The 21754-nt window shown below is 69.7% G+C and carries 21 protein-coding genes and 1 pseudogene; 15 read left to right on the top strand and 7 right to left on the bottom strand.

Annotated elements, in window-relative coordinates:
* Positions 1-2: 2 nt before the first annotated feature.
* The 3 genes from STBA_RS14815 to STBA_RS14805 form a co-directional block, all read right to left on the bottom strand.
* The gene (locus STBA_RS14815) at positions 3-872 is read right to left on the bottom strand and encodes a DNA-formamidopyrimidine glycosylase family protein (protein ID WP_077059699.1); all 870 of its coding nucleotides are present in this window, start codon (positions 870-872) and stop codon (positions 3-5) included.
* 96 nt (positions 873-968) lie between these two features.
* The gene (locus STBA_RS14810; protein WP_077059698.1) at positions 969-1619 is read right to left on the bottom strand and encodes a class I SAM-dependent methyltransferase; all 651 of its coding nucleotides are present in this window, start codon (positions 1617-1619) and stop codon (positions 969-971) included.
* A 44-nt stretch (positions 1620-1663) separates the two neighbouring features.
* Positions 1664-2863 carry a hypothetical protein gene (locus tag STBA_RS14805; RefSeq protein WP_143659484.1) on the bottom strand — a complete coding sequence of 400 codons (1200 nt, stop codon included), beginning with the start codon at positions 2861-2863 and terminating at the stop codon, positions 1664-1666.
* A 120-nt stretch (positions 2864-2983) separates the two neighbouring features.
* Between STBA_RS14805 and STBA_RS14800 the strand changes: the two genes are divergently transcribed.
* The 8 genes from STBA_RS14800 to STBA_RS14765 all read left to right on the top strand — a co-directional run bounded on the left by STBA_RS14800 (position 2984) and on the right by STBA_RS14765 (position 10225).
* Positions 2984-3649: a UbiX family flavin prenyltransferase gene (locus STBA_RS14800; protein ID WP_077059696.1), complete on the top strand. Its 666-nt coding sequence runs from the start codon at positions 2984-2986 to the stop codon at positions 3647-3649.
* A gap of 69 nt (positions 3650-3718) precedes the next feature.
* On the top strand, positions 3719-4180 hold the full coding sequence (locus tag STBA_RS14795; RefSeq protein ID WP_077059695.1) for an Lrp/AsnC family transcriptional regulator: 462 nt from the start codon (positions 3719-3721) through the stop codon (positions 4178-4180).
* Positions 4181-4242: 62 nt separating this feature from the next.
* Complete coding sequence (mqnE, locus tag STBA_RS14790) at positions 4243-5409, top strand: aminofutalosine synthase MqnE (protein ID WP_077059694.1); 1167 nt, start codon at positions 4243-4245, stop codon at positions 5407-5409.
* A gap of 9 nt (positions 5410-5418) precedes the next feature.
* On the top strand, positions 5419-5982 hold the full coding sequence (locus tag STBA_RS14785) for a GNAT family N-acetyltransferase (RefSeq protein WP_107485053.1): 564 nt from the start codon (positions 5419-5421) through the stop codon (positions 5980-5982).
* 66 nt (positions 5983-6048) lie between these two features.
* Positions 6049-6342 (top strand): DUF4229 domain-containing protein, encoded by a 294-nt coding sequence (locus STBA_RS14780; protein WP_077059693.1) that lies wholly within the window; start codon positions 6049-6051, stop codon positions 6340-6342.
* A gap of 345 nt (positions 6343-6687) precedes the next feature.
* On the top strand, positions 6688-8028 hold the full coding sequence (locus STBA_RS14775; protein WP_077059692.1) for a dicarboxylate/amino acid:cation symporter: 1341 nt from the start codon (positions 6688-6690) through the stop codon (positions 8026-8028).
* A 433-nt stretch (positions 8029-8461) separates the two neighbouring features.
* Positions 8462-9175, top strand: coding sequence for a hypothetical protein (locus STBA_RS14770; RefSeq protein ID WP_143659483.1), 714 nt, complete (start codon positions 8462-8464; stop codon positions 9173-9175).
* A gap of 132 nt (positions 9176-9307) precedes the next feature.
* Entirely contained in the window at positions 9308-10225 is a 918-nt protein-coding gene (locus tag STBA_RS14765) for an aminoglycoside phosphotransferase family protein (protein ID WP_077059690.1), read from the top strand.
* A gap of 5 nt (positions 10226-10230) precedes the next feature.
* Here STBA_RS14765 and STBA_RS14760 read toward each other — a convergent pair whose 3' ends face one another.
* Positions 10231-11601, bottom strand: coding sequence for a sporulation protein (locus STBA_RS14760; RefSeq protein ID WP_077059689.1), 1371 nt, complete (start codon positions 11599-11601; stop codon positions 10231-10233).
* 257 nt (positions 11602-11858) lie between these two features.
* Here STBA_RS14760 and STBA_RS37800 point away from each other — a divergent pair, with 257 nt between their 5' ends.
* A complete protein-coding gene (locus tag STBA_RS37800; RefSeq protein WP_171987715.1) occupies positions 11859-12002 on the top strand; it encodes a hypothetical protein in 144 nt (47 codons plus the stop codon).
* A gap of 127 nt (positions 12003-12129) precedes the next feature.
* A complete protein-coding gene (locus STBA_RS14755) occupies positions 12130-13704 on the top strand; it encodes a recombinase family protein (protein WP_077059688.1) in 1575 nt (524 codons plus the stop codon).
* A 207-nt stretch (positions 13705-13911) separates the two neighbouring features.
* Here STBA_RS14755 and STBA_RS39485 read toward each other — a convergent pair whose 3' ends face one another.
* The 3 genes and pseudogenes from STBA_RS39485 to STBA_RS39480 all read right to left on the bottom strand — a co-directional run.
* Positions 13912-15357 (bottom strand): replication initiator, encoded by a 1446-nt coding sequence (locus tag STBA_RS39485; RefSeq protein WP_366510799.1) that lies wholly within the window; start codon positions 15355-15357, stop codon positions 13912-13914.
* Between the two features lie 834 nt (positions 15358-16191).
* Positions 16192-16329 (bottom strand): hypothetical protein, encoded by a 138-nt coding sequence (locus STBA_RS38820; RefSeq protein WP_253194734.1) that lies wholly within the window; start codon positions 16327-16329, stop codon positions 16192-16194.
* A gap of 382 nt (positions 16330-16711) precedes the next feature.
* Positions 16712-16849 (bottom strand): annotated as a pseudogene (locus tag STBA_RS39480) (helix-turn-helix domain-containing protein); the annotation flags it as partial.
* A 257-nt stretch (positions 16850-17106) separates the two neighbouring features.
* Between STBA_RS39480 and STBA_RS14740 the strand changes: the two are divergent.
* From STBA_RS14740 to STBA_RS14720, 5 genes are all read left to right on the top strand, one after another.
* On the top strand, positions 17107-17292 hold the full coding sequence (locus STBA_RS14740; RefSeq protein WP_107485051.1) for a hypothetical protein: 186 nt from the start codon (positions 17107-17109) through the stop codon (positions 17290-17292).
* Positions 17293-17463: 171 nt separating this feature from the next.
* The gene (locus STBA_RS14735) at positions 17464-17745 is read left to right on the top strand and encodes a hypothetical protein (RefSeq protein WP_077059685.1); all 282 of its coding nucleotides are present in this window, start codon (positions 17464-17466) and stop codon (positions 17743-17745) included.
* A gap of 766 nt (positions 17746-18511) precedes the next feature.
* Positions 18512-18943: an ATP-binding protein gene (locus STBA_RS14730; RefSeq protein WP_171987714.1), complete on the top strand. Its 432-nt coding sequence runs from the start codon at positions 18512-18514 to the stop codon at positions 18941-18943.
* A 205-nt stretch (positions 18944-19148) separates the two neighbouring features.
* Positions 19149-21089 (top strand): AMP-dependent synthetase/ligase, encoded by a 1941-nt coding sequence (locus STBA_RS14725; RefSeq protein WP_077063332.1) that lies wholly within the window; start codon positions 19149-19151, stop codon positions 21087-21089.
* Entirely contained in the window at positions 21086-21715 is a 630-nt protein-coding gene (locus STBA_RS14720; protein ID WP_077059683.1) for a hypothetical protein, read from the top strand. The genes STBA_RS14725 and STBA_RS14720 overlap by 4 nt, the downstream gene beginning before the upstream one ends.
* The last annotated feature ends 39 nt before the right edge of the window (positions 21716-21754 follow it).

The raw sequence follows: 21754 nt of genomic DNA, 5'->3' as shown, positions 1-21754 counted from the left end.
GGCTACTTCAGCAGCCGGGACATGCGGCGGTCGGCGAGCGGCTTGCCGCCGGTCTGGCAGGTCGGGCAGTACTGGAGCGCGGAGTCCCGGTAGGACACTTCGCGGATGGTGTCGCCGCACACGGGGCACGGCTCGCCGGTGCGGCCGTGGACGCGCAGGCCGGTCTTCTTCTCCGTCTTCAGCTGCCTGGCGGCCAGGCCGCGGGACCGTTCGACGGCGGCTCGCAGGGTGGCGGTCATCGCGGCGTGCAGGGCGGCGGTCTCCTCGCCGGTGAGGCGCGCGGCCTGTTTGAACGGGGACATGCGGGCGGCGTGCAGGATCTCGTCGGAGTAGGCGTTGCCGATTCCGGCGAGCACGCTCTGGTCCCGCAGCACGCCCTTGATCTGCCGGCTCTCGCCGCCCAGCAGCGCGGCGAACGCGGCCTCGTCGAGCGCGGGGTCGAGCGGGTCGGGGCCGAGGCGGGCGATGCCGGGCACTTCGGCGGCGGGGTCGCGTACGCAGTACACGGCGAGCCGTTTCTGGGTGCCCGCCTCGGTGAGGTCGAAGCCGGCGCCCTGCGGCCCTGCGAGGGCCACGCGCAGCGCGAGGGGGCCCTTGCCCGGGCGCGGCGGCGCGGCGGGGAGGCTGTCGTGCCAGCGCAGCCACCCGGCGCGGGCGAGGTGGACGACGAGGTGGAGATCGCCGATGGCCAGGTCGAGGAACTTGCCGTGCCTGCCGACGGCGGTGACCGGGTGGCCCTCGACGGCGGACAGCGGCGGGTCGTAGGTCTTCAGGACGTGGAACGCGACCGGCAGCGCGCGGGCCACCTCGTGGCCGACGAGGTGGCCGGTGAGGAATTCGCGCAGTGCCTCGACTTCTGGCAGTTCGGGCATGTGTTCCAGCTTATGCCCGTATGGCGTGATTCCGGACGGCCCGCCCGGCGGCCCTCCGCTGCGGCTCCCGGGCTGCGGCCGGCCCGGGGCGGCGGCTCAGCGCTTGCGGGCGACGGTGACGCCGTCCCGGAGCGGCAGCAGGACGGAGTCCACGCGCGGATCGGCGGTGACGGTGTCGTTGATCTCGCGGATCGCCTTGTCGGCCGGCTCCTGGGCGGCGGGGTCGACGACGCGACCCTCGCGCAGCACGTTGTCCAGCACGATCACGCCGCCGGGGCGCAGCCGGGTGACCAGTTCCTCGTAGTAGACGGGGTAGCCGACCTTGTCGGCGTCTATGAAGGCGAAGTCGACGGTCTCCTCCCGCGGCAGCGCGCGCAGGGTGTCGGCGGCGGGGGCGATGCGCAGGTCGATGCGGTCGGCGACCCCGGCGCGCGTCCAGTACCTGCGCGCCACCTGGGTCCACTCGTCGCTGACGTCGCAGGCGATGAGGCGGCCGTCGGCGGGCAGGGCGCGGGCGATGCACAGGGCCGAGTAGCCGGTGAACGTGCCGACCTCGACGGCGAGCCTGGCGCCGGTGAGGCGGACCAGGAGGGCGAGGAACGCGCCCTCGTCCTGGGTGATCTGCATGCTCAGGTGCCGCGGGAGGGACTGCCGGGTCTCGGCGGCCAGCTCGCGCAGCACGTCGTCGGCGGCGGGGCTTGCGTGGGCGAGGAGGTAGTCGTTGAGGGCGGGGTTGACGATGTCCATGGGGGAAGTATGCCGCCGGGCCCGGCGGCGGCCCCCCGCCGCGGTCAGGGCTGCATCGGGCCCGGAACGTCGGCGCGGTCCTCGTCCTGCTCGCGGCGCTCCTGGAGGTCGGCCAGGAACAGGAGCGCGACGGACAGCTCCTCCGCGGTCAGCGGTCCAGCGGCGCCCTCCGGCGGGTTCAGGTTGAGCGCGGAGCCGCCGGCCAGGAACAGGTCGAGGGGCAGCGAGCCGCCGCCGGGACCCGCGAACTGGCCGAGGTCGAACGTCGCGTTCGTCAGCACGCCGTTGCGGATCGCCAGCTCGGCGGACACGGTGGCGTCCGGGTCGGCGGGCTCGGCGACCAGCGGCGGCAGGCCGAAGCGTTCGCCCTGCTCGGCGAGCAGGCCGAGCAGCGGCTCGACGGCGTGGTGGGCGTCGCCCGCGGGCAGCCGGACGCCGACCAGCTCGGCGCCGCGTTCCTCGCCCGCGGGCCGGACGGACGCGCCGGAGCGCAGCGTGCTCTCGAACCGGCCGACGGCGTCCCAGAGCGACTCCGGCCGCAGCAGCTGCCCGGCGTCGACGAGGGCGTCGGCGGTGTTGTGCGCGGCGTCGGCGGGGACGTCCGCGTGCTCGGTGAGCGCGTCGGCGTAGGCGTCGTGCTCGAACGGCTCGATCTCGACCCAGTCGCCGCGGAGCGCGGAGGCGGCGCCGCTCAGCTCGTCGGGCAGGTCGGCCGCGTCCCGTTCGAAGCGTTCGGCACGGGCGACGGCGGCCTCGCCGGAGCCGTACACGTCCTCGATGACGGCCTGCGCGCCGACGCGGACGTAGGTGCGCCCTTCGAGCTGCTTGACGCCGGCGACGTCCCGGCCGCCGAAGTTGACCGTCATCCCGCCGTCGAGCGGGTCGCCCTCGGACAGGTCGGTGAGGCGCGTCTCCTGCTCCGGGTCGCCGACCGCCACGGTCAGCTCCAGATCGGCGAGCAGCCGCGCCTGCGCCATGGTGGGCTCCTCGGCGCCGGAACGGACCAGGTAGTCGTGAACCTCTTCGGGGGTGGCGTCGACCGTGGCCACGAAGGTCAGGCCCTCCCAGGACAGCAGCTCGTCGACGGCGTCCGAGACCTCCAGGCCGGCCTCGGCGTTCTGCAACACCTGGCAGGCCCCGGTCGCGGTCGCGAGGAGCACGGCGCCGCCGAGGGCGCTCAGCCGCGTGAGGATGGGGCGGGTACTGATGTCTTCACTCCTGTCCGTGGGGTGACGGGGAGACACGCGGCGTCCCGCGGTGGCTCTGCCGTCCAGTGTCCACGTGCGCGCGGTGCCGGATTCGCGCGGGGCGCCGTCTGTGGCCGAGGTGTCACCGTCCGGTAAGCGGCTTGTTAGCCTCGGGACATGCGCAGGCCGTGGATCGTGGGGGTGTCGGGGGCCTCGGGGACGCCGTACGCCGCGGCCGTGCTGCGGGCGCTGCTCGCCGCGGGCGAGGCGGTGGACCTGGTGGTGAGCCGGGCCGCGCGGCTGACGCTGCTGGACGAGACGGGTCTTGCGTTCCGGGACGGGCACTGGGCCGCCGACCTGCGCGGCTGGCTGGCGCTCGGCGCGGACGGCAAGCCGGGCACGTTCGAGGCGGACGTCTCGGGCGTGCGGTACTGGGCGTCGGGCGATCTGGCGGCCGGGCCCTCCTCCGGCTCCTACCCGGCGAAGGGCATGCTGATCGTGCCCGCGTCCACGGCGGCGGTGGCCGGGGTGGCGCTCGGCCTGTCGAAGGATCTGCTCCAGCGGGCGGCGGCGGTGACGCTGAAGGAGCGGCGCCCGCTGGTGGTCGCGGTGCGCGAGACGCCGCTGAACGGGCAGACGCTGCGGCACCTGGTGGCGCTCGACGACGCGGGGGCGGTGGTCCTGCCGGCCACGCCGGCGTTCTACGCGGGGGCCACGCACCTCCAGGATCTGGTGGATTTCGTCGCCGGGCGGGTGCTCGACGCGGCCGGTGTGGAGCATGCGCTGTACCGCAGGTGGCGCGGGGAGCTGGGCGGTGGCGGCCGTTCGGCCCAGCAGTCTTAGGTCACCGGGCGCGTATGCCTTAGATTCTTTTGTGCACTTGACCACGGGGACGAGGAAGGCGCTGCGACCATGGACGCGGTGGACAGGCAGCTGATTCAGGCGCTGCGCGAGAACGGCCGGGCGTCGTACGCCGAGTTGGGCCGTCTCGTCGGCCTCTCGGGTCCCAGCGTCACCGACCGCATCAACCGCCTGGAGGCGGCCGGGGTGATCACCGGCTACCGGGCGACGGTCGACGCGCGTTCCCTCGGGCTCGGGGTGACGGCGCTGATCGGCGTGCAGCTGTCGGACGCGGTGGATCACGAGGACGTCGCGACGCGGCTGCGCGAGCTGCCGGAGATCGAGGACTGCTGGTTCATCGCCGGTGACGACTCGTACATGCTGAAGGTGCGGGCGAGCGACGTGAACGGCCTGGAGCGCACGATCCGCCGCCTGTCGGGCACCAAGGGCGTGTCCAGGACCCGCAGCACCATCGTGCTGTCGACCAAGTGGGAGAACCGGGTCGGCGACCTGCCCGACGGCACGCAGGCGTAGTCTCGAAGCGCGAGCGGAGCGGGCGGGACGCTCGGCACGACACGAACGAGGAGGCGCCACCGATGGACGCGGGGCTCAAGCGGGAGCTGGAGGAGAAGGTCCGTGCCGGGGAGCGGCTGACCCGCGAGGACGGCATCGCGCTCTACGAGTCCGACGACCTGGCGTGGCTCGGCGGCCTCGCCCACGAGGTCAGGACCCGGAAGAACGGCGACGTCGTCTACTTCAACGTCAACCGCCACCTCAACATGACGAACGTGTGCACCGCGTCGTGCGCCTACTGCTCGTTCCAGCGCAAGCCGGGCGAGAAGGACGCGTACACCATGCGCATCGAGGAGGCCGTGCGGCTGGCCAAGGCGATGGAGGGCGACCAGCTCACCGAGCTGCACATCGTCAACGGGCTGCACCCGACGCTGCCGTGGCGGTACTACCCGCGGTCGCTGCGCGCGCTGAAGGAAGCGCTGCCCGCGTCGGTGTCGCTGAAGGCGTTCACGGCGACGGAGATTCACCACTTCGAGTCCATCTCGGGGCTGCCGGCCACCGAAATCCTGGACGAGCTGATCGATGCCGGGCTCGAATCGCTGACCGGCGGCGGCGCCGAGATCTTCGACTGGGAGGTCAGGCAGCACATCGTCGACCACAGGACGCACTGGGAGGACTGGTCGCGCATTCACCGGCTGGCGCACTCCAAGGGCCTGAAGACGCCGTGCACCATGCTGTACGGGCACATCGAGGAGCCGCGCCACCGGGTCGACCACGTGCTGCGGCTGCGGGAGCTCCAGGACGAGACCGGCGGGTTCCAGGTGTTCATCCCGCTGCGGTACCAGCACGACTTCGTGGACATGAAGGACGGCAAGATCCGCAACCGCCTCCAGGCGCGCACCACGATGGCGACCGGCGCCGAGGCGCTGCGCACGTTCGCGGTGTCCCGGCTGCTGTTCGACAACGTGCCGCACGTGAAGGTGTTCTGGGTGATGCACGGCGTGCAGACGGCTCAGCTCGCGCTCCAGCACGGCGCGGACGACATGGACGGCTCGGTCGTCGAGTACAAGATCACGCACGACGCGGACGCCTTCGGCACCCCGGACAAGCTGACCAGGGAAGACCTGCTCGACCTGATCCGCGACGCCGGGTTCCGCCCCATCGAGCGGAACACGCGGTACGAGATCGTGCGCGAGTACGAGGGCCCCGACCCCGGCCGGCGCGATTCGCCGCAGCCGATGCGGGTGTGAGGCGGCGCGATGAACGACGTGCACACCGCGGAGCCGCGCGGCTCGGTGCGGCTGGGCTACGTGCTCGACCCGCCGGTCACCACGGAGCTGCGGGAAGGGATCGCCGAGCTGTGGGCCGACGTGGTCAACGCGGGCGGCGCGGTCGGCTTCGTCCCGCCGGTGACGCCCGAGGACACCAGGCCCCAGCTGCGCAAGCACCTCATCGGCATGGCCGAGGGCACGACCCGGCTGCTGGTCGGCACGGCGGAGCGCGGCCGGCCGGCGGCCACCGCGTTCTTCGTGCTCAACACGCACCGCCTGATGCGGCACTGGGTGTGGCTCCAGACGGTGATGGTGCACCCGGACCGGCAGGGCGGCGGCGCGGGGCGTGAGCTGATGGCGGCGGCCGCGTCCGCGGCGGCCGCGATCGACCCCGGTATCACGGGCATACGCCTGACCTGCCGCGGCGGTCTCGGTCTCGAACGGTTCTACGCCGCCTGCGGCTACCGCGAGGTCGGGCGGGTGCCCGCGGCGATCAAGCTCGGCGACGGGGAGCTGCGCGACGACGTCACGATGTGGCTGCCGCTGGGCTGAGGCCCGCGGGGCGCGGCGCGAAGGCGCCGTGCTTCACTGGGATGGCGTGTGAAGGAAGGATTCGCTGTGAGCACAAGCCCCACCGCCGCGACCCTGCGCTACACAGGACTGCGGCTCGGCGTCTTCGCCGTATGTTTCGTCGTCCTCGCGGTCCTGGCCTACATCGGCGTCATCCCCGAGTCCTTCGGCACGGCCAATCCGCTGTGGCTGGCGGTGCTGGCCATCGTGGTGTCCGCGCCGATCAGCCTCGTTCTGCTGCGCGGGCAGCGCGAGGCGATGTCCCGGCAGATCGTGCCGCGCGTCGAGCGCGCCAAGGGCCGGCTGAACGCCAACCAGAGCATGGAGGACGACGCCGCCTGACCCCTCCCCGCACCGGCCGGACGTGATTCGCCTCACGTTCGCCGCGGGCCGCCCCCGCAGGGAATCGTGTTTCCCGTGGGGGCGTTGTGCTGCCACGGTAATCCGTTTTCGGCCCATGACGTGCGTTTCCGGGGGTGCTACCGTGCTCGGCATGAACACACCAGTCGCGCGCCTCCGCCTCACGAGCGTGTCGCTCGTCGCGCGTCTGCACATCGATCTCTGCCGCTGTCTGACCGCGGCCTGTCGCTGACTTCTCCCCTCCCGACTGTTCAGCGCCTTCCCCTGTGTGTTATCCGCACCTTTTGATCAACTGTGTCCCATATCACCCCTGACCGGAGTGTGCCTGTGTCCTCCCCGTCCCCCACCCAGGACGCGCGAACGCCCGCGCCGCGCCGCCGTGCCCTGCCGCCGTTCTGGGCGCAGATCCTCCTCGGCCTCGTGTTCGGCGTGCTGTTCGGCTGGATAGCCCGCAACTGGAACGTCGACTGGCTCGGCAGAACCCTCGACGAGATCGGCGGTACGTTCGTCCAGCTCCTCCAGCTGGCCGTCGGCCCGCTGGTCTTCTTCGCGATCGCCGTCTCCATCACCAACCTCCGCAACGTCTCGAACGCCGCCCGCCTGGCCGGCCGCACGCTGCTGTGGTTCCTGATCACGTCCCTGATCGCGGTCGCCATCGGCCTCACGCTCGGACTGCTGACCAACCCGGGCGACGGCACCGGCCTCACGCCCGCCGACGGCGAGCTGCCCGAATCCGAGGGCTCCTGGCTGGACTTCCTCACCGGAATGATCCCCACCAACGTGGTCACGCCCTTCGCCGACCTGGAAGTGCTCCAGATCGTCTTCCTCGCCGCGGTCACCGGCATCGCCGCGCTCCGCCTGGGCGAGCGGGCCGCGCCGCTGATCTCGTTCGGCGAGACCGTGCTGGCCCTGCTCCAGAAGGTCCTGTGGTGGATCATCCGCCTCGCGCCGCTCGGCACCCTCGGCCTGATCGGCCGCGCGATCAACGAGTACGGCTGGGACCTGCTCGGCGACTACGCGACCTTCACCGCCGACGTGTACATCGGCTGCGCGCTCGTGCTGTTCGGGGTCTACCCGCTGCTGCTGCGCTTCGTCGCGGGCGTCGACCCGCTGCGCTTCTTCCGCGCGGCCTGGCCCGCCATCCAGCTGGCGTTCGTCTCCCGCTCGTCCGTCGGCACCCTGCCGGTCACCCAGAAGGTCACCGAACGCCTCGGCGTCCAGCGCGACTACGCCTCGTTCGCCGTCCCGTTCGGCGCGACGACCAAGATGGACGGCTGCGCCGCCATCTACCCGTCGCTCGCCGCGATCTTCGTGGCGGAGATCTTCGACGTCAGCCTGGGCATCCAGGACTACATCCTGATCGTCTTCGTCTCCGTGATCGGCTCGGCCGCCACCGCGGGCCTGACGGGCGCGACCGTGATGACCACCCTGACCCTCTCCACCCTCGGCCTGCCCCTGGAGGGCGTCGGCCTGCTGCTGGCGATCGACCCGGTCCTGGACATGATGAGGACCGCGACGAACGTGGCCGGCCAGGCGGCCGTCCCGGTGATCGTGGCGGCCCGCGAACGCATCCTGGACCACGACACCTACAACAGCGCGACAAGCTTCGAGATCAACGAGGCCGAAACGGACGACCGCCGAGAGGCGGAAGCGAAGACCGCGGTATAGCACTCCACCCCCGGCCCGCTGCCCCGCCCGGAACCCCGGTCGGGGCAGCGGCATATGGACGGGAGCGTGGGCGGCCGTTCATCTGGTGTCCGACTGTGTACAGTTCCGGCCCTCCGCCGGAGGACGGCCGCCGTGGCGACCGCACCGCATCGGACGCAGGTGTCACGTTCCGGGCGTGGAGTTCCGTGTTCACCGAAGCCGTGGGAGGGGCAGTCACGTGCCTCGCGATCTTGTCTATCGGTCTGTCTCTCGGCGCGTCGTGGAGTAATCTGCTCTTTCCGGGCGACGAGTGGTTCCCGAAGGGAGCTGTTGGCGAATGGTGACTGAGCGGGACGCTGGCAGAGAACGGGCGTTGAACCCTTCGTCTGTGAGAAATGACTTCTCGGGATCAGCGACCGGCCCTGTGCTGCAAGCGGGCCAGTTCAATGGCCCTGTGACGCTGAATATCTATTACGCCGAGGGGGGCGATGGCGGGAGCCCTCAACGAGAGGCTCAGCCTGGCCCTGAGCGGTCCGGGGCGCCTAGGGTTCCTCAAACATCCGAGGAGCTTTCCGACATCCTTGGTGACCGCCCTCCGATGTGGGAGTACCTGTCCTGGGCGGGACACCTCTGCCTTGGCGTTCAATCCCTAGAGACAAAGCGACTAGACCAAGGCGTTGGCTCCCAAGGGCGCGGTCACTACCTGCCGAGCGTTGAGGAGGCTGTTGCCTACATCCCCGACGCGTTCGGCTGGCTCGGGCAGATCGGGGAAAGCATCATGTATTGGCTCGCGCCGGAGATGCAGGAAAAAATGTTCGGCCCTTCGGGAGAGCCGGGGGATGCCGTACTGATCGAGCACAACGCTAAGCGGCTTCTAGGGGTTTATGACGGCTTCATGGACTGGGCCATTGATATGCGGTCTTGTAAAGTTCCGGCGAAACTGGCCCGGCTTTTTCAGTTGGCTGCTTCGTATGCCGACAGGCCAGCCCTTGACTTTCGAAATTTCGTGGACTCCGCCGTTGAGCAATTTGACCGATTCTCGACCATGGATCTGCATGACCCTGAGCTGCGGATAGAGATTACCTTGAATTTCCCTATAGCTATTGACCCGGAAGCTGAGAGGGCTTTTCATGAAGAGTATGACAGGGTTTTGAAGCGTTCATGGTGATGATGGCATCCGTCGGTCCCACCGCATGCTGGGGGTTCGGTCCAGTGGGTACGGTCGGCCTGGTCACCACCGGCGCCGCCGCCTGACCTGGTGGCCTGTGGCTGCGGATCGTCCGAGGGAGTTGGTTTAAGCATGTCGTCTGCCGGGGCGTGGGGGTACGAGGAGTTCTCGTCCGAGGCGGCATGGCGGGTGATGTCGGCGGCATGCCGTATGGCTGGGATGCGTGGGGACGGCGCGGAGTTGATCCGGTTTGGGGAGAACGCGCTGTTTCGGCTTGCCTCGCGTCCGGTAATCGTGCGGGTGGCGCGGTCGGTGGAGTACCTGGCGTCGGTGCGGAACGAGGTGGCGGTATCTCGGTGGTTGGCGGGGGAGGGGTTTCCCGCGGCAAGGGTGGTCGAGGATGTGAAGCAGCCGCTTGTGGTGGAGGGGCACCCGGTGACCCTCTGGCAGCTGATCAGGGAGGGGGAACGGAAGGCGACCTACGGGGAGTTGGGTGGGGTGTTGCGGGACCTGCACTCGTTGACGCCGCCAGACGTTCTCGAACTGCCGGCGCATGATGCGTTCGGTCGGACGGAGCTGCGGGTGGACCGGGCGGTAGGGATACCCGAGGATGACCGGTCGTTTCTGCGCAAGCGTGGGTGGGAGCTGCGGGAGCGGCTGGCCGGGCTGTCATTCGAGTCGGTCAGGGGGCCGGTGCATGGTGATGCGCATGTTCAGAACCTGATGGTGGACCGCTCCGGGCGTGTCCTGCTGATCGACTTCGAAAACTTCAGCTTCGACCATCCGGAGTGGGATCTGATGGTCACGGCCACCGAGCACCACAGCCTTGGGTGGCAGTCGCGTGAGCAGTACGCCGACTTCGTCGCCGCGTACGGCCGGGACCTGGTGGACTGGGAGGGGTTCGGCGTGCTGCGCGGTATCCAGGAGTTCCGCATGACGACGTGGCTGATGCAGAACGTCGGGGAGAGCCGGGCCGTGGCCGAGGAGTACGCGCGGCGGATCGCCTCCCTGCGGGACGATGCCGCGCCGCGGGACTGGCAGCCGGGTTAGGCCGGTTACTCGTCGTCCATCTCGGCCAGCGCGATGCGGACGCGTTCGTTGAGGTCGCGGACGGCCGGATGGCTGGCGTGTGAGGAGACCTCGCGCTGGTAGTCGGTGACGTAGCGCTGGAATCGGGTGGACTGGAGGGCGTCACCGGCCTCCACGGCCAGTGCGGCGGTGGCAACAGACCCTTCGAGGTCGCCGTTGAGGAGGTGGCTCTGTGCCAGCACCAGGCGGCAGAAGCCGAGGGTCCGCGCGTACTTCGGATCGGTGAGCGTGACGGCGCGTTCGGCGAATCGCACGGCTTCTTCGCCCCGCTTCAGGTCTCGGAAGCAGTGACAGAACTCGCCGGTCAACTCGGCCTCATCCATGTAGGCGAGCCAGTCGGGATCGTCACCACTGTCGGCGCGCTCGAAGTGACGTTCAGCCTCGCTCATTGCCAGGCAGGCACCTTTGATGTCTCCGGCGGTGGACAGGGCGCGGGCCTCGTGGGCGGAGTACAAGGCCATGGCCCGCGGTGTCGCGCGGTCCTTGCCGCCTTCGACCGAGGCGCGGGCCAGGCGCACGGCGCGCGGAGCCTGTCCGAGGTAGTTGGCCTGATGGCTCATGTTCGCCAGGATGCGGGCGCCCATCATGCGGTCGTCCACGACTTGGGTGAGCCGCAGTGTGCCCATCAGGTAGCGGTCGGCGAGTGCATGGTTGCCGGTGTCGTAGGCGGTCCAGGCCAGGAGTTGGGCGATCTCGGCGGCGGCGCCGAACAGGGCGCGGCCGACCTTGTCGCTGTATCCGGCCCGCAGCAGCGGCAGGACGTCTTCGCGGAAGTAGTGCCGCAGCGCACGGTGGCCGTGGCCGCCGCCGAACTCGAAGTCGAGTTGCATGAACATTCCGGCCGCCGCCCGGATGGCTGCGACGTCGCGCATACTCACTCGGCGTGCGTCTGCGGCAGCCGGTGGCAAGCCGTCCGGCCGGGAGACGAGCCAGGACAGCACGGCGGAGTTGACTTCCGAATCGCCGAGCAGGTCACCGTTTCGAGCGTCTGGGCTGATCCGTGTCAGCCCTTCCATGATGCCGAGGGCTTCCGGCGGGGTGTCGGCGTAGCCGTTCCCCGCGGCGAGGTGCGCCTGGCCGGGTGACGGAACGGTGAACCCCAGATCGGTGTTGGTGATCCTGCGCCGCAGCTTCTCGGTGAGGGCTGCGGCGAGGAAGACAGCCGTCTGCGGCTGGATGCCACTGCCGTTGAGCCAGCGCTGCACGGCGACATGCGTGGTCCCCACGGCTGCCCCGTGCCGTGCCGCGACATCCTGGACGCGCCGGGCGAGTCCCTTGTTCGAGACTCCGGCTTCCGCCATGAGCGCGGCGAGCCGGTGGTTGGGCCTCTTGGTCACGGTCCCTCCGCAGGCGGCGAGATGACGCTGGGTGGCCATCCTGTCACGACTTCACGTGCGAACCCCCGCGAACGCCCGATGAACCCGGCGACTACGTGAACCCCCTTGCGAACACTGCCGGCACTGGCTGTCGCGCCGTTCACTGGTGGCACGACAGCGAAGGAACGTCGGCGGTGGCAAACAGGCGTTCCGCAGCGGGCGCGCGGCTCGCGCGTGCTGCTTCCCTATGAACGGATCGGTTGGCAGGTGACCTTGAGATGACAGACTCGGAAGAACGTCCGCCCGCGTCCGGTGGCGACAAGGGCGACGAGGGCGACGGTCGAGAGGAAGATCTCCATACGGCACTGGCCGAGCTGAGCAAGCGGATCGACGAGCACCTGAAACGGTTGACGAACTCATGAGCGGCTACTTGCACCAACCGCTCGGCGTACTGGTCTCGATAGAGATCGACGCGGCGACCGTCCGGCGTGGGGAGGGAAAGCCGCCTTAATAGTGGCCTATTCTCTTGGGAATTGAGAAAATGGAGGCATGAACACGACGGCAGCAATCGAGGCATCACAGCCCCGGATCAGTCAGCATCTCACCCTTACCGGGCGGGAATACCTCAGGGTGTCCCAGGACAGGTCCGGCCAGAAGCGCAGTGTCACCGAGCAGCACGGCGAAAACAAGGAGATCGCAGCCGAGCACGGGATCACGATTTCCGGGGAGCCTTACACGGACAATGATCTGTCGGCGTCGCGTTACGCACGGAAGCAACGCGAGGATTTCGGGCGCCTGATGAACGACCTGAAAAGCGATCTGTTCGGCGCGCAGATACTCGTCCTGTGGGAGGCGTCGCGAGGAAGCCGTCAGATGACGGAGTGGGTGCAGTTGATCGAAGTATGCGCCGAGAAGCGGGTACGGATTTTCGTCACCTCTCATGAGCGGCTGTACGACCCGAGGAACGGCCGTGACCGGAGCGTGCTGTATGACGAGGCGAACAAGGGCGAGTACAGCTCGTTCGAGACGAGCGAGCGGATCAAGCGGACGGCCCGCAGGCTCGCCAGGGTGGGGCGGCCGTACGGTCCCGCTCCCTACGGCTTCCGTCCGGTGTACGACCAGGCCACGGGCGACCTTGTCAACTGGGTCGAGGACCGGCCCGCCGCCCGCGTTCCCAAGATCCTCTTCCATGCTCTCGTGAGGGGCATCTCGTTCAAGCGCATTGAACGGTATCTCGCGAAACGCGGATACCTCACACACAGGGGACGCCCGTTCACGCACCAGCGCCTACTTGGAATGGCGAAAACCTACGCATACGCCGGGTTAAGAGTGCACATCCCCAACGAGATAGACGGGGAACCGGTACGGCGACGCGGGGTGAAAAATCCACAGATCACCGGGGCCATATGGGAACCGCTCGTATCTCCCGAGGTCTTCTGGAAGGTCCAGAAGATTCTTGCGGACCCCGCCCGACGCACCTACCGTCACGGCCGCGCGGTTCACGTACTCACTTCGGTTATCCGGTGCGACGTGTGCGCGGGCCCGTTGCGGGTGAAGCGGCCGGACATGCCCGACGCAGTCTATGTATGCCTGCGGCGGCAATGCGTCCAGATCAGCAAGGCCGCCGTTGATGCCGTGCTCATCGGCGACGTGCACAACCCCGGGGCGCTCCTGCGGTATCTCGCCTCAGATGCCATCTACCGGGATTTCGCCGCGCCGCCCACGGACGACGCGCGGGACGCCCGCGTGCGCGCACAACTTGCCGAATTACGCGCGGAAAAGGCCGTGTGTGAAAGCACCCAGACGAAGACAGCAGCCGAAGCGCTGATGATCGCGAAGACGCTGGACGGCATCACCGCGGACATCGCCGCGTTGGAGGCCCGGCAGCAGGCCGCCGCGATGCCCTCCACCATCCGGTCTCTCGTCGCCCCGGGGCAGGACATCGCCGAGCGGTGGGCCCGTATCGAGCTGACCGCCCGCCGCGAAGCAGCCCGCCTGATCTTCTCCCCCGCCGCTCTGGGGGAAGTCCGCATCCGGCGCCGGGAAGGCAAGTCCGGTGTCCTGCACCGGATCTCCTACACCACGACGCCGGACACGAACCCGGAACCGGCCCCGCCCACCTGATCACCCGGCGCGGATGCCCGGTGCCCTCACTCCTCAAGAGGGTCCCGGGCATCCCCAGGCAGCAGGTCACGCAACCGCTCCACCACTTCCCGGGACGGCACCCCAGCCGCCCTCAGCCACTCATCCAAGAACACCTCTCTTTCATCCTCACCCCCCACCACTCCCGCACCCGCTTCAACCACACCGGGGTCCTGTCCACGCCGGCCGCTACCCACCGCGCCCCACCCACCAGCCCCCGCCCCCGCCACGATCCGCTTCCGCCGCCAGCGCCCATCGGGCCTCAACCCGGTCCAGCCAGACACCGCGAGCGAGTTCCGCCTCACCCGGGGAATGGCCCGCCCCGACGAACCGCCAGGCCGAAACCGTCACCACCTCCCCGCAGGCAACAGACGCCGACCGGAAAGCCGCCCGCGCACCCCGCAGCTCCGTGAACGTCGTCGAGTACCGGCGGGACTTGGTGAGCACATGGCCCCGGAAGCCAAGCATGTGACACCACGTCCGCAACCGCAGCCCAGCCAACTCAGCAACCGCCCCGAGCCGCCAGCAGACCGCCATGAGCGCCCGCACGTGCGCGGAGACCCGCCGCGAGGCCAGGTCGGCCCAGGAGCGGACCGGATAGTCCGAACCCCCGCTATCGCCCACGGACTTGGACGTGTACTTCGCCACATACCCCGCCACCGCCTCACCCGAGAGGGCACCAGATTCGGCCGACCGCTCCAGGATGGGGTGAACATCGAGCTGCCGCCCCCACCGACACGTGAACTCCCCCACCTCAGGCGCGTACGGGGTACGCACCCTTGCTGCGCCTACGGCGGCGCGGACCGCAGCATCAAGCACGGCCGCCGTCGCCCAGGCGGGCGGAGGACTCCCGGGACCGTCCGGCCCGTCCAGCCGGACCACTGCATGAACATGGACCGCGCCACGCTTCTGGTACTCCGCAACCTTCGCGAAGGACACCCGCAGGACTTCGCCGAGCCGGGAACGGTGCACACCCCCGGCCGCAGCCAGGGCACGCCGCACCCCACGAACCGTGCGTGACCACAACTCGCCCAGCATCGCGTTCCACAACACATGCGCCGAGTAGTCGTAACAGTCCCCGCACAGCGGCTCACCCACCAGCCCGGCATCGTCCGGGTGCCGACGCCCGCAGCCAACCGGCCGCCCATGCTCACACACCCGGTCATCCGCACGGACACACCGCCCAGCCCGGTGCACCGCACCGAAACCCGGAGCCGTCAGCGTCACCAAAAGACGCGGATGCACCACCACCGAAGACGGCACGCCCTTGCCCCCGGCAAGCCCCGCCGCGACCAGATGCCAGGTATCCCCGGCATGCTCCCGCGAACACGACTCACACCGCGACTCCCGCCGATTCCCGCACCGCACAGCCACACGACCGCCCGGCTCGCCCGCCGAGTCGAAGTGCCTCAGCACCTCACCCGAACCAGCGTCTACGACAGTCGAACGGCCCGCCAGATACACCGGCTGTGCGCATCCTCCGGTGCTCTTGATCTGTTCCAGCCACCGGCCGAACCCCGGCTCCTGCGCCACGCGAACCAGGTCCCGCTCCACCCACGACAGCCCAGACAGACGTTCCCGCCCGCGCCATCCGGCAACCCCACCGCCAACCGCGACCGCCCGCCCCGCACCCATGACGGACCCACCAAATCAGACGCAACAGGATCAGACACCACAACTCCCTCCTTCGCCCCAAGAGCAACCAGCCCCCAGGGAACCAGACACAATCGACCGTTCTGCCCCTCAAACGCCCCCAGACGAGACGAAGTTCCCTCAATCCCAACCGACCGCCCGCCCCCGCTCACCACGCCCGACCCACCTCGCCCCCGCTCCCAGCACCCATCCCACGCGCCCGTGCCCACAGACGCCCACACCGACCGCCCACACAACAGCCGGAGCAACCCCGGTCCGAAGTTTCTTTACTGGCTCAAGAGCACGCGCCTACCGGCGCGCGGGCAGCCCCAGCCGCCCTCGGGCGCGCTGCGGCCTTCGGCCGGTCGCGCCCGAGCGGCCAGGCCGCCCCACCGGATGACACCCCTCCGGCCAGTGAACGCCGGGTCCCTCAATGTTCGGCTGCCGGACCGCTTCGAGGTTCCCGGCGCTGTCCTGGGCTGGTGGCTCAACTCGGTGAAAGCTTGGCCACGTGCGCAGAATGGCCGGGGCGACGCCGGAAGATCTGGCCGTCCCTACCTATCAGTTTCCTCTATGCGACAGGAGGGCGCGGGGCGGAATCAGACGTGTCCGTTTGACCGTCCAAGATTTCCTTCGCCTCCCGGACGTACGCCCCTTCGAGGTCGAACTTCGCAATCCCATCCCGCAACAGCCCTGCCGCATGGTCAACGCGTCCAACGGCGTGGTTCGCCAGCCCGAGATTCACCACGATGAACGGTTCATTCAGCCAGTACGCGCACGAGGGCGCTGATACGCCCCCAATCTTGGCTGCGTCGTCTTCCGCTCGTCCCAGCAACCTCAACGCGTCTTGTCGATCGCCTGCTTGACCGAGAGCCTGCGCCGCCCGTGCGAGATCACGAACACGCTGTGCCGGATGAGCGCCAGTCGCAGCAGCGCCAGCTTGGAAATGCCGCGCCGCTGCGCCGTACCTGCCATGTCGGCGGTGTACGTGAGCCACGAAATTGTGTCCCTGACAGGCGAGTTCGTCATCATCCGCTTCGTCTGCCAGGTTGATTGACTCCGTCAGCAGTTGCACGCCCCGCACGTCGCTGCGAACGGCTGTGTGGAGGTACCCGAGAAACTGCACGTGCTCAGCGACAACCGGTGCCAACGCGCTCCGATACGGCCCCCGTGCCTCTCGAAGCAACCTCAGAAGCGCAGCCCGCTGTTCCTCGGCAGGCTCGACAAGTGGCGCAGGGCCCACAATGTCGTCTTCTCGGCGCTGGACCGCGAGCGCCGCGGCGAGCGCTTCCACGGCGGCAGCATCAAGCCGCCTTGGGTCAGCCATGACGTAAGCAATACGGGCCGCGTCGTCGTCCAGGTCGAGCAGGACCGCGAGAGCGGCGGCGACGTGGGCCGGGACTGGTCGCCTGCCCCGGAGCATGCGCGACAGGTGGGACGGATCGATGGGGACAGCGCCTGCGAGGCGGCGCAGCGACCATCCCTTCGCGCTCATGGCCAACCGGGCTGCCTCGGGACTGAAACTCATGCTGGCCACAGTAGCGCCGAGTTGGCCACAGCGTGAGCGTCGATGCACTGTCTGTGCGGGCGTTGAATCACTCGGAGAGGTGGCCCCGCGACGCGCGAACGCCCGGGGCCCTGGCCAACCACTCAACGGAAGAGTGATCGACAATGCGACCCTACAAGCCACGCCGGGCACCGTGGACCACGCCGGAAGGAACCCCCGCGTTCCTTGAGGCAGAACGCGGCGGAATGCTGGAACGCCTCGCCGACGCGCGCGAGGCCGAGATGGTGGATACGGCAGCCCTCGTACATCAATGGGCGCGTGACGTCATCGACGACGACGGCGCCGATCTACGGTTTGTGGCAGAACAACTCGCTGAGGCGTTGGGTACGGCGCTGAGCGTCGCCGAATTGCGGGGCGAGCGGCTTGGGTGATTCGGCAGCGGTACGGCGCGATATCGCGAACCACGTGGTCGACTGCCCAACCTGCCGCCACGGGCGTGATTGCCGAATCGCGAACCGACTGCACAAGGCACTCAAAGAAGCCACACGCCGCTGAGCGGTACTGACGGCGGCGACCGACGCCCATTCCTTGAAGGAGAAGTAATGTCCCCTGCCCAGCACGGTAGCTACAGTGCTGGCACGGTCGAGATATCGGTGGAGATCACTGTCTCAACTGTGCAAGTCAACGACCGGATCATGATCGGCGGCATGCTGTATTCAGTGCGCGACATGAAGACGGCCCCAGGCGGACGCAAGCAACTGCTCTTCCACTCGGGCGAGACGTTCACCATGCTTCGCAGCACCATAATGTGGGCCGCTCGCAATGTTGATCCCCGGGTCAGAAACACGCGAATCGTTCGGCCCGCCCGCCACACCCCGGGATAGTCGAGCCCTCCCTTACGCACAACAAGGACCCGCCCCGAGCATCTAACCGCCCGGGGCGGGTTCCTGGTGGGCCGGGGGCCTCCGAGGCTTTAGGCAGCCACCTCGGGGCGAGCCTCGACGAGCGGGGGCCCATCGGGCACTGAGGCGGGCAGGCCAGGGCTGCCCGATCCGCCGGTCAGCGTACGGCCCCCGCTCCCTCGCCCCAAGGCAGCTCCCGCCCAAAGCCTCTCCGGCCAGCTGGCCCCATCACGCCCACGACACTGCCGTCCAACCCAGACACGGGCAGGCCCAGCACCGCCCGATCCGCACACCGAACCGGCCACCACCCGCCACCGCACCCGAGCCGCCCAACCACCTCAGGTCACGATCCCGCAACGCTTCCAAACGCCACAAAGCCGCAGGTCAGAGGCCACTCTTAGCGCCGAAGCTGCGATCAGATCATGGTCGGTGGTCAGGCGTGCGTCGTGAGTGACATGGTGAACGTCGCGGCGGGTGGTAAGCGCCTGCGCTTCCGGAGTGGGGAGAGCTTCACCATGTGCCGCACCACGGTCCTGTGGGCCGCCCGCCGTGTGAACCCCCGGCGGCTGCCGCGCCGGTAAGGTGTTCTCGCAGGTCCGGTGGGGGGCGTATTGTCGCCATCGCGCGTGCGCCCCGTGAACCCCCCGTGTGTCCGCGTGAACCCCCTCGTGAACGTTTCCAAAGTGGCCCCGGTGGCACTTGACTGGAATTCTCACCAGGGGGAGGAAAGTCGATGACATCGCCGGACATGAGAGTCGAACCAGCGGCAGGCCGTGTCCGCACCGTCTCTCTTCTCGCGGACCACCCCGGCGCGCCGTCCGCCGCGCGGCGGACGGCGCGCCTTGCGCTGCACGAGTGGGGGCTCGGCCGCCTGGCCGACGATGTGGAGCTGTGTGTCTCGGAGTTGGTGGGGAACGCGGTGCTGCACGCCAAGGGGGTGCGCGGCGAGCGGGCGGTCGTGCTGGCGCTGCGCTGCTCGGTGCGCTGGCTGATCGTCGAGGTGTCCGACCAGGACCCCACCCCGCCCACGCTGCCCGCGGCGCAACTGCCGCTGTCCGACAGCGGACGCGGCCTGTTCATCGTGCGGGCCCTCGCCGACGCGACCTGGTGGGCGCCGCGGGACCAGGGCGGCAAGAGCGTCCTGTGCCGCTTCGACTTCGACCCGCTCGACGTGTCCTGAGGCGTGTCCTGAGGCGCGTGTCCTGAGGGGCGGGCGGGAGCGGAGCTTTTCGGTCACCGCGTGCTGGCGGGAAGCCACTCCTGGGTGTTGTGGTCGCCGTGGGGCGCAGGGTGCGTGACGGTCCGGTGAAACTGCCGGTCAAGCCCGCCTGGGCGGTGCAGAATCCGAAGGGCCCCGCATGGGGCAGCACCCGGAGGCCGCCATCATGTCATCAGGGAACGTGCACGCCGCGCCAACGGCGCCGCGGCTGGTCCGCCCCGAGTTGCGTCGCGAGAACGGCGTTGTCACCAGCGCGTTCGTGCCGGCGCTCGCACCCGCAGTCGAGCAAGGGAGTCTCGCCGACGTACCGTTCGTCAACGCCTACGAGGCGCCCGATACGGTGACTCTCAGCCGCCGTCACCGCGACGGAACCTGGCGCGATGTCACCTGTAGGGAGTTCGCCGCCGAAGTGGTCGCGGTCGCCAAGGGGTTGATCGCCCATGGGCTGCGCCCGGGTGACCGGCTGGCCATCATGTCCCGCACCCGCTACGAGTGGACGCTGCTGGATTTCGCCGCCTGGGCGGCGGGGCTCATCACCGTTCCCGTCTACCCGACCTCCTCGCCGGTCCAGGTCCGCTGGATCCTGCACGACTCGGGGGCGCGCGCGTGCGCGGTGGAGGGCGTGCAGGAGGCGCGCACGCTCACCGCGGTCCGGCACGAGCTGCCAGGGCTCGAGCACGTGTGGCAGCTCACCGCGATGTCGGGGAACGAGACCAGCGCCATCGGCCAGATCTCCGCCGCGGGGCACGACGTTCCGGATACGGCGGTCGCGGAGCGCCGCGCGCTGCTCTCGCCCTGGCTGGCCGCCACCCTCATCTACACCTCGGGCACCACCGGGGAGCCGAAGGGCTGCGTGCTCACCCACGCCAACCTCTTCGCCGAGGTGGACAACGCCATCGAGCTGCTCTACCCCATGTTCAGGTCGCTGACCGACGAGCCCGCCTCGACGCTGCTGTTCCTGCCGCTGGCCCATGTGCTGGGCCGCACGGTCGCCCTCGGCTGCGTCAGGGCCCGCGTCCGGCTCGGGCACGCGCCCAGTGTGCGGACCGAGGATCTGCTGGCCGACCTGGCGAGCTTCCGGCCGACGTTCCTCTTCGCCATCCCCCACCTGCTGGAGAAGGTCTTCAACACCGGTCGCGCCACCGCGGAGAAGTCGGGCCGCGCCGGAGCCTTCGACCGGGCGGCCCGGGTCGCGCGCAAGTACGGCGCCGCCGCCGAGGCCATGCAGCACGGAGGGGCCGCCAGGCCGGGGCTCGGGCTGCGCGCGGCCCGCAGCCTGTACGACCCGCTGGTGTACCGCCGGATCAGGACCGCGCTCGGCGGCAGGCTGCGGCACGTCGTCTGCGGCGGCTCGCCGCTCGGCCGCCGCCTGGGCACGTTCTTCGAAGGCGCGGGCGTGTCCATCTACGAGGGGTACGGACTGACCGAGACCGCCGCGGCCGCCACCGTCACGCCGCCGAACGCGCCGCGCATCGGCACCGTCGGCTGGCCGATGCCGGGGACCGCCGTCGGCATCGCCCCGGACGGGGAGGTCCTGGTGCGCGGCCCGCAGGTGTTCGGCGGCTACTGGAACGCGGAGCGCCGCGAGGTGATGCCGGCCACCGACGCCGGCGGCTGGCTCGCCACCGGCGACCTCGGCTCCCTCGACGAGGACGGGTACCTGACCATCACCGGCCGCAAGAAGGACCTCATCGTCACCTCGGGCGGCAAGAACGTGGCCCCCGGGCCGCTGGAGGACACCTTGCGGGCGCACCCGCTGATCAGCCAGTGCCTGGTGGTCGGCGACGACCGCCCGCACCTGACGGCGTTGCTCACGCTCGACGCGGAGGGCCTGGCGCACTGGCAGCAGGTCACCGGCCGGCGGCGCGCCCCCGCGGACGAGCTGGCGCGCGACCCCGAGCTGCACCAGCATCTCCAGCGCGCGGTGGACGAGGCGAACGCCCTGGTCTCCGCCGCCGAGTCGATCCGCGGATTTCGCGTGCTGGCCCGTGACTTCACGGTCGAATCCGGGCATCTGACACCCTCGATGAAGCTGCGCAGGGCCGCGGTGCTGCGCGATTTCGCGGACGAGGTGGACGGGCTCTACCGGGAAGGGGAGACGGGGTGACGCAGGAGTTTGCGCATGTGCGGTGGATCGGCGGTGGCACCGGCGCGGGGAAGACCACCGTGACCGGGCTGCTGGCGCGCGGCCGGGAGGTGACGGTCTACGACGGCGACGCGGGCGAGGCCGGGTACCTGGCGCGCTGCACGCCGGAGGGCCAACCCAGGCTGCACGCGCTGGCCGGGAAGAGTCCTGCGGAGAAGTGGCTGGTGCCGACGCCGGAGGAGGCGGTCGCGGCCATGCCGAGCCTGCACGGCGAGACGTTCCCGCTGGTGGTGGAGGATCTGCGGGCCCTGCCGGCCGACCGGCCGCTGCTGGTGGACGACTTCAGGACGCTGCCGCGCGAGGTCGCGCGGCTGCTGGCCCGACCGGGGCACGCCGCCTTCCTGCTGCCGGACCCCGATTTCCGCCGCGCCGCGCTCTCCGCACGTTACGCCGACCCGGAGCGGGCCCGTGCGAACTGGGGGGATGCCGACCCGGCCGTCATGCTGGGGCGGAGACTGGCGCGTGACCTGCTGTGGGACGCCGAAATCCGCCGTCAGGCAGAGGCGTTCGGCCTGCCGGTGATCGAGGTGGACGGCCGGGAGGACCCCGGCGCAGTGGCCGGGCGGCTGGCCGACGCGTTCTTCTGACGGCCGGTAGGGCCCGGCGCGCACGCCGAAGCCCCCGCC

Origin of the sequence: Streptomyces sp. MP131-18, from assembly GCF_001984575.1 — a bacterium.
Taxonomy (GTDB): Bacteria; Actinomycetota; Actinomycetes; order Streptomycetales; family Streptomycetaceae; genus Streptomyces; species Streptomyces johnsoniae.
This window is presented reverse-complemented; position numbering and strand designations above follow the sequence as displayed.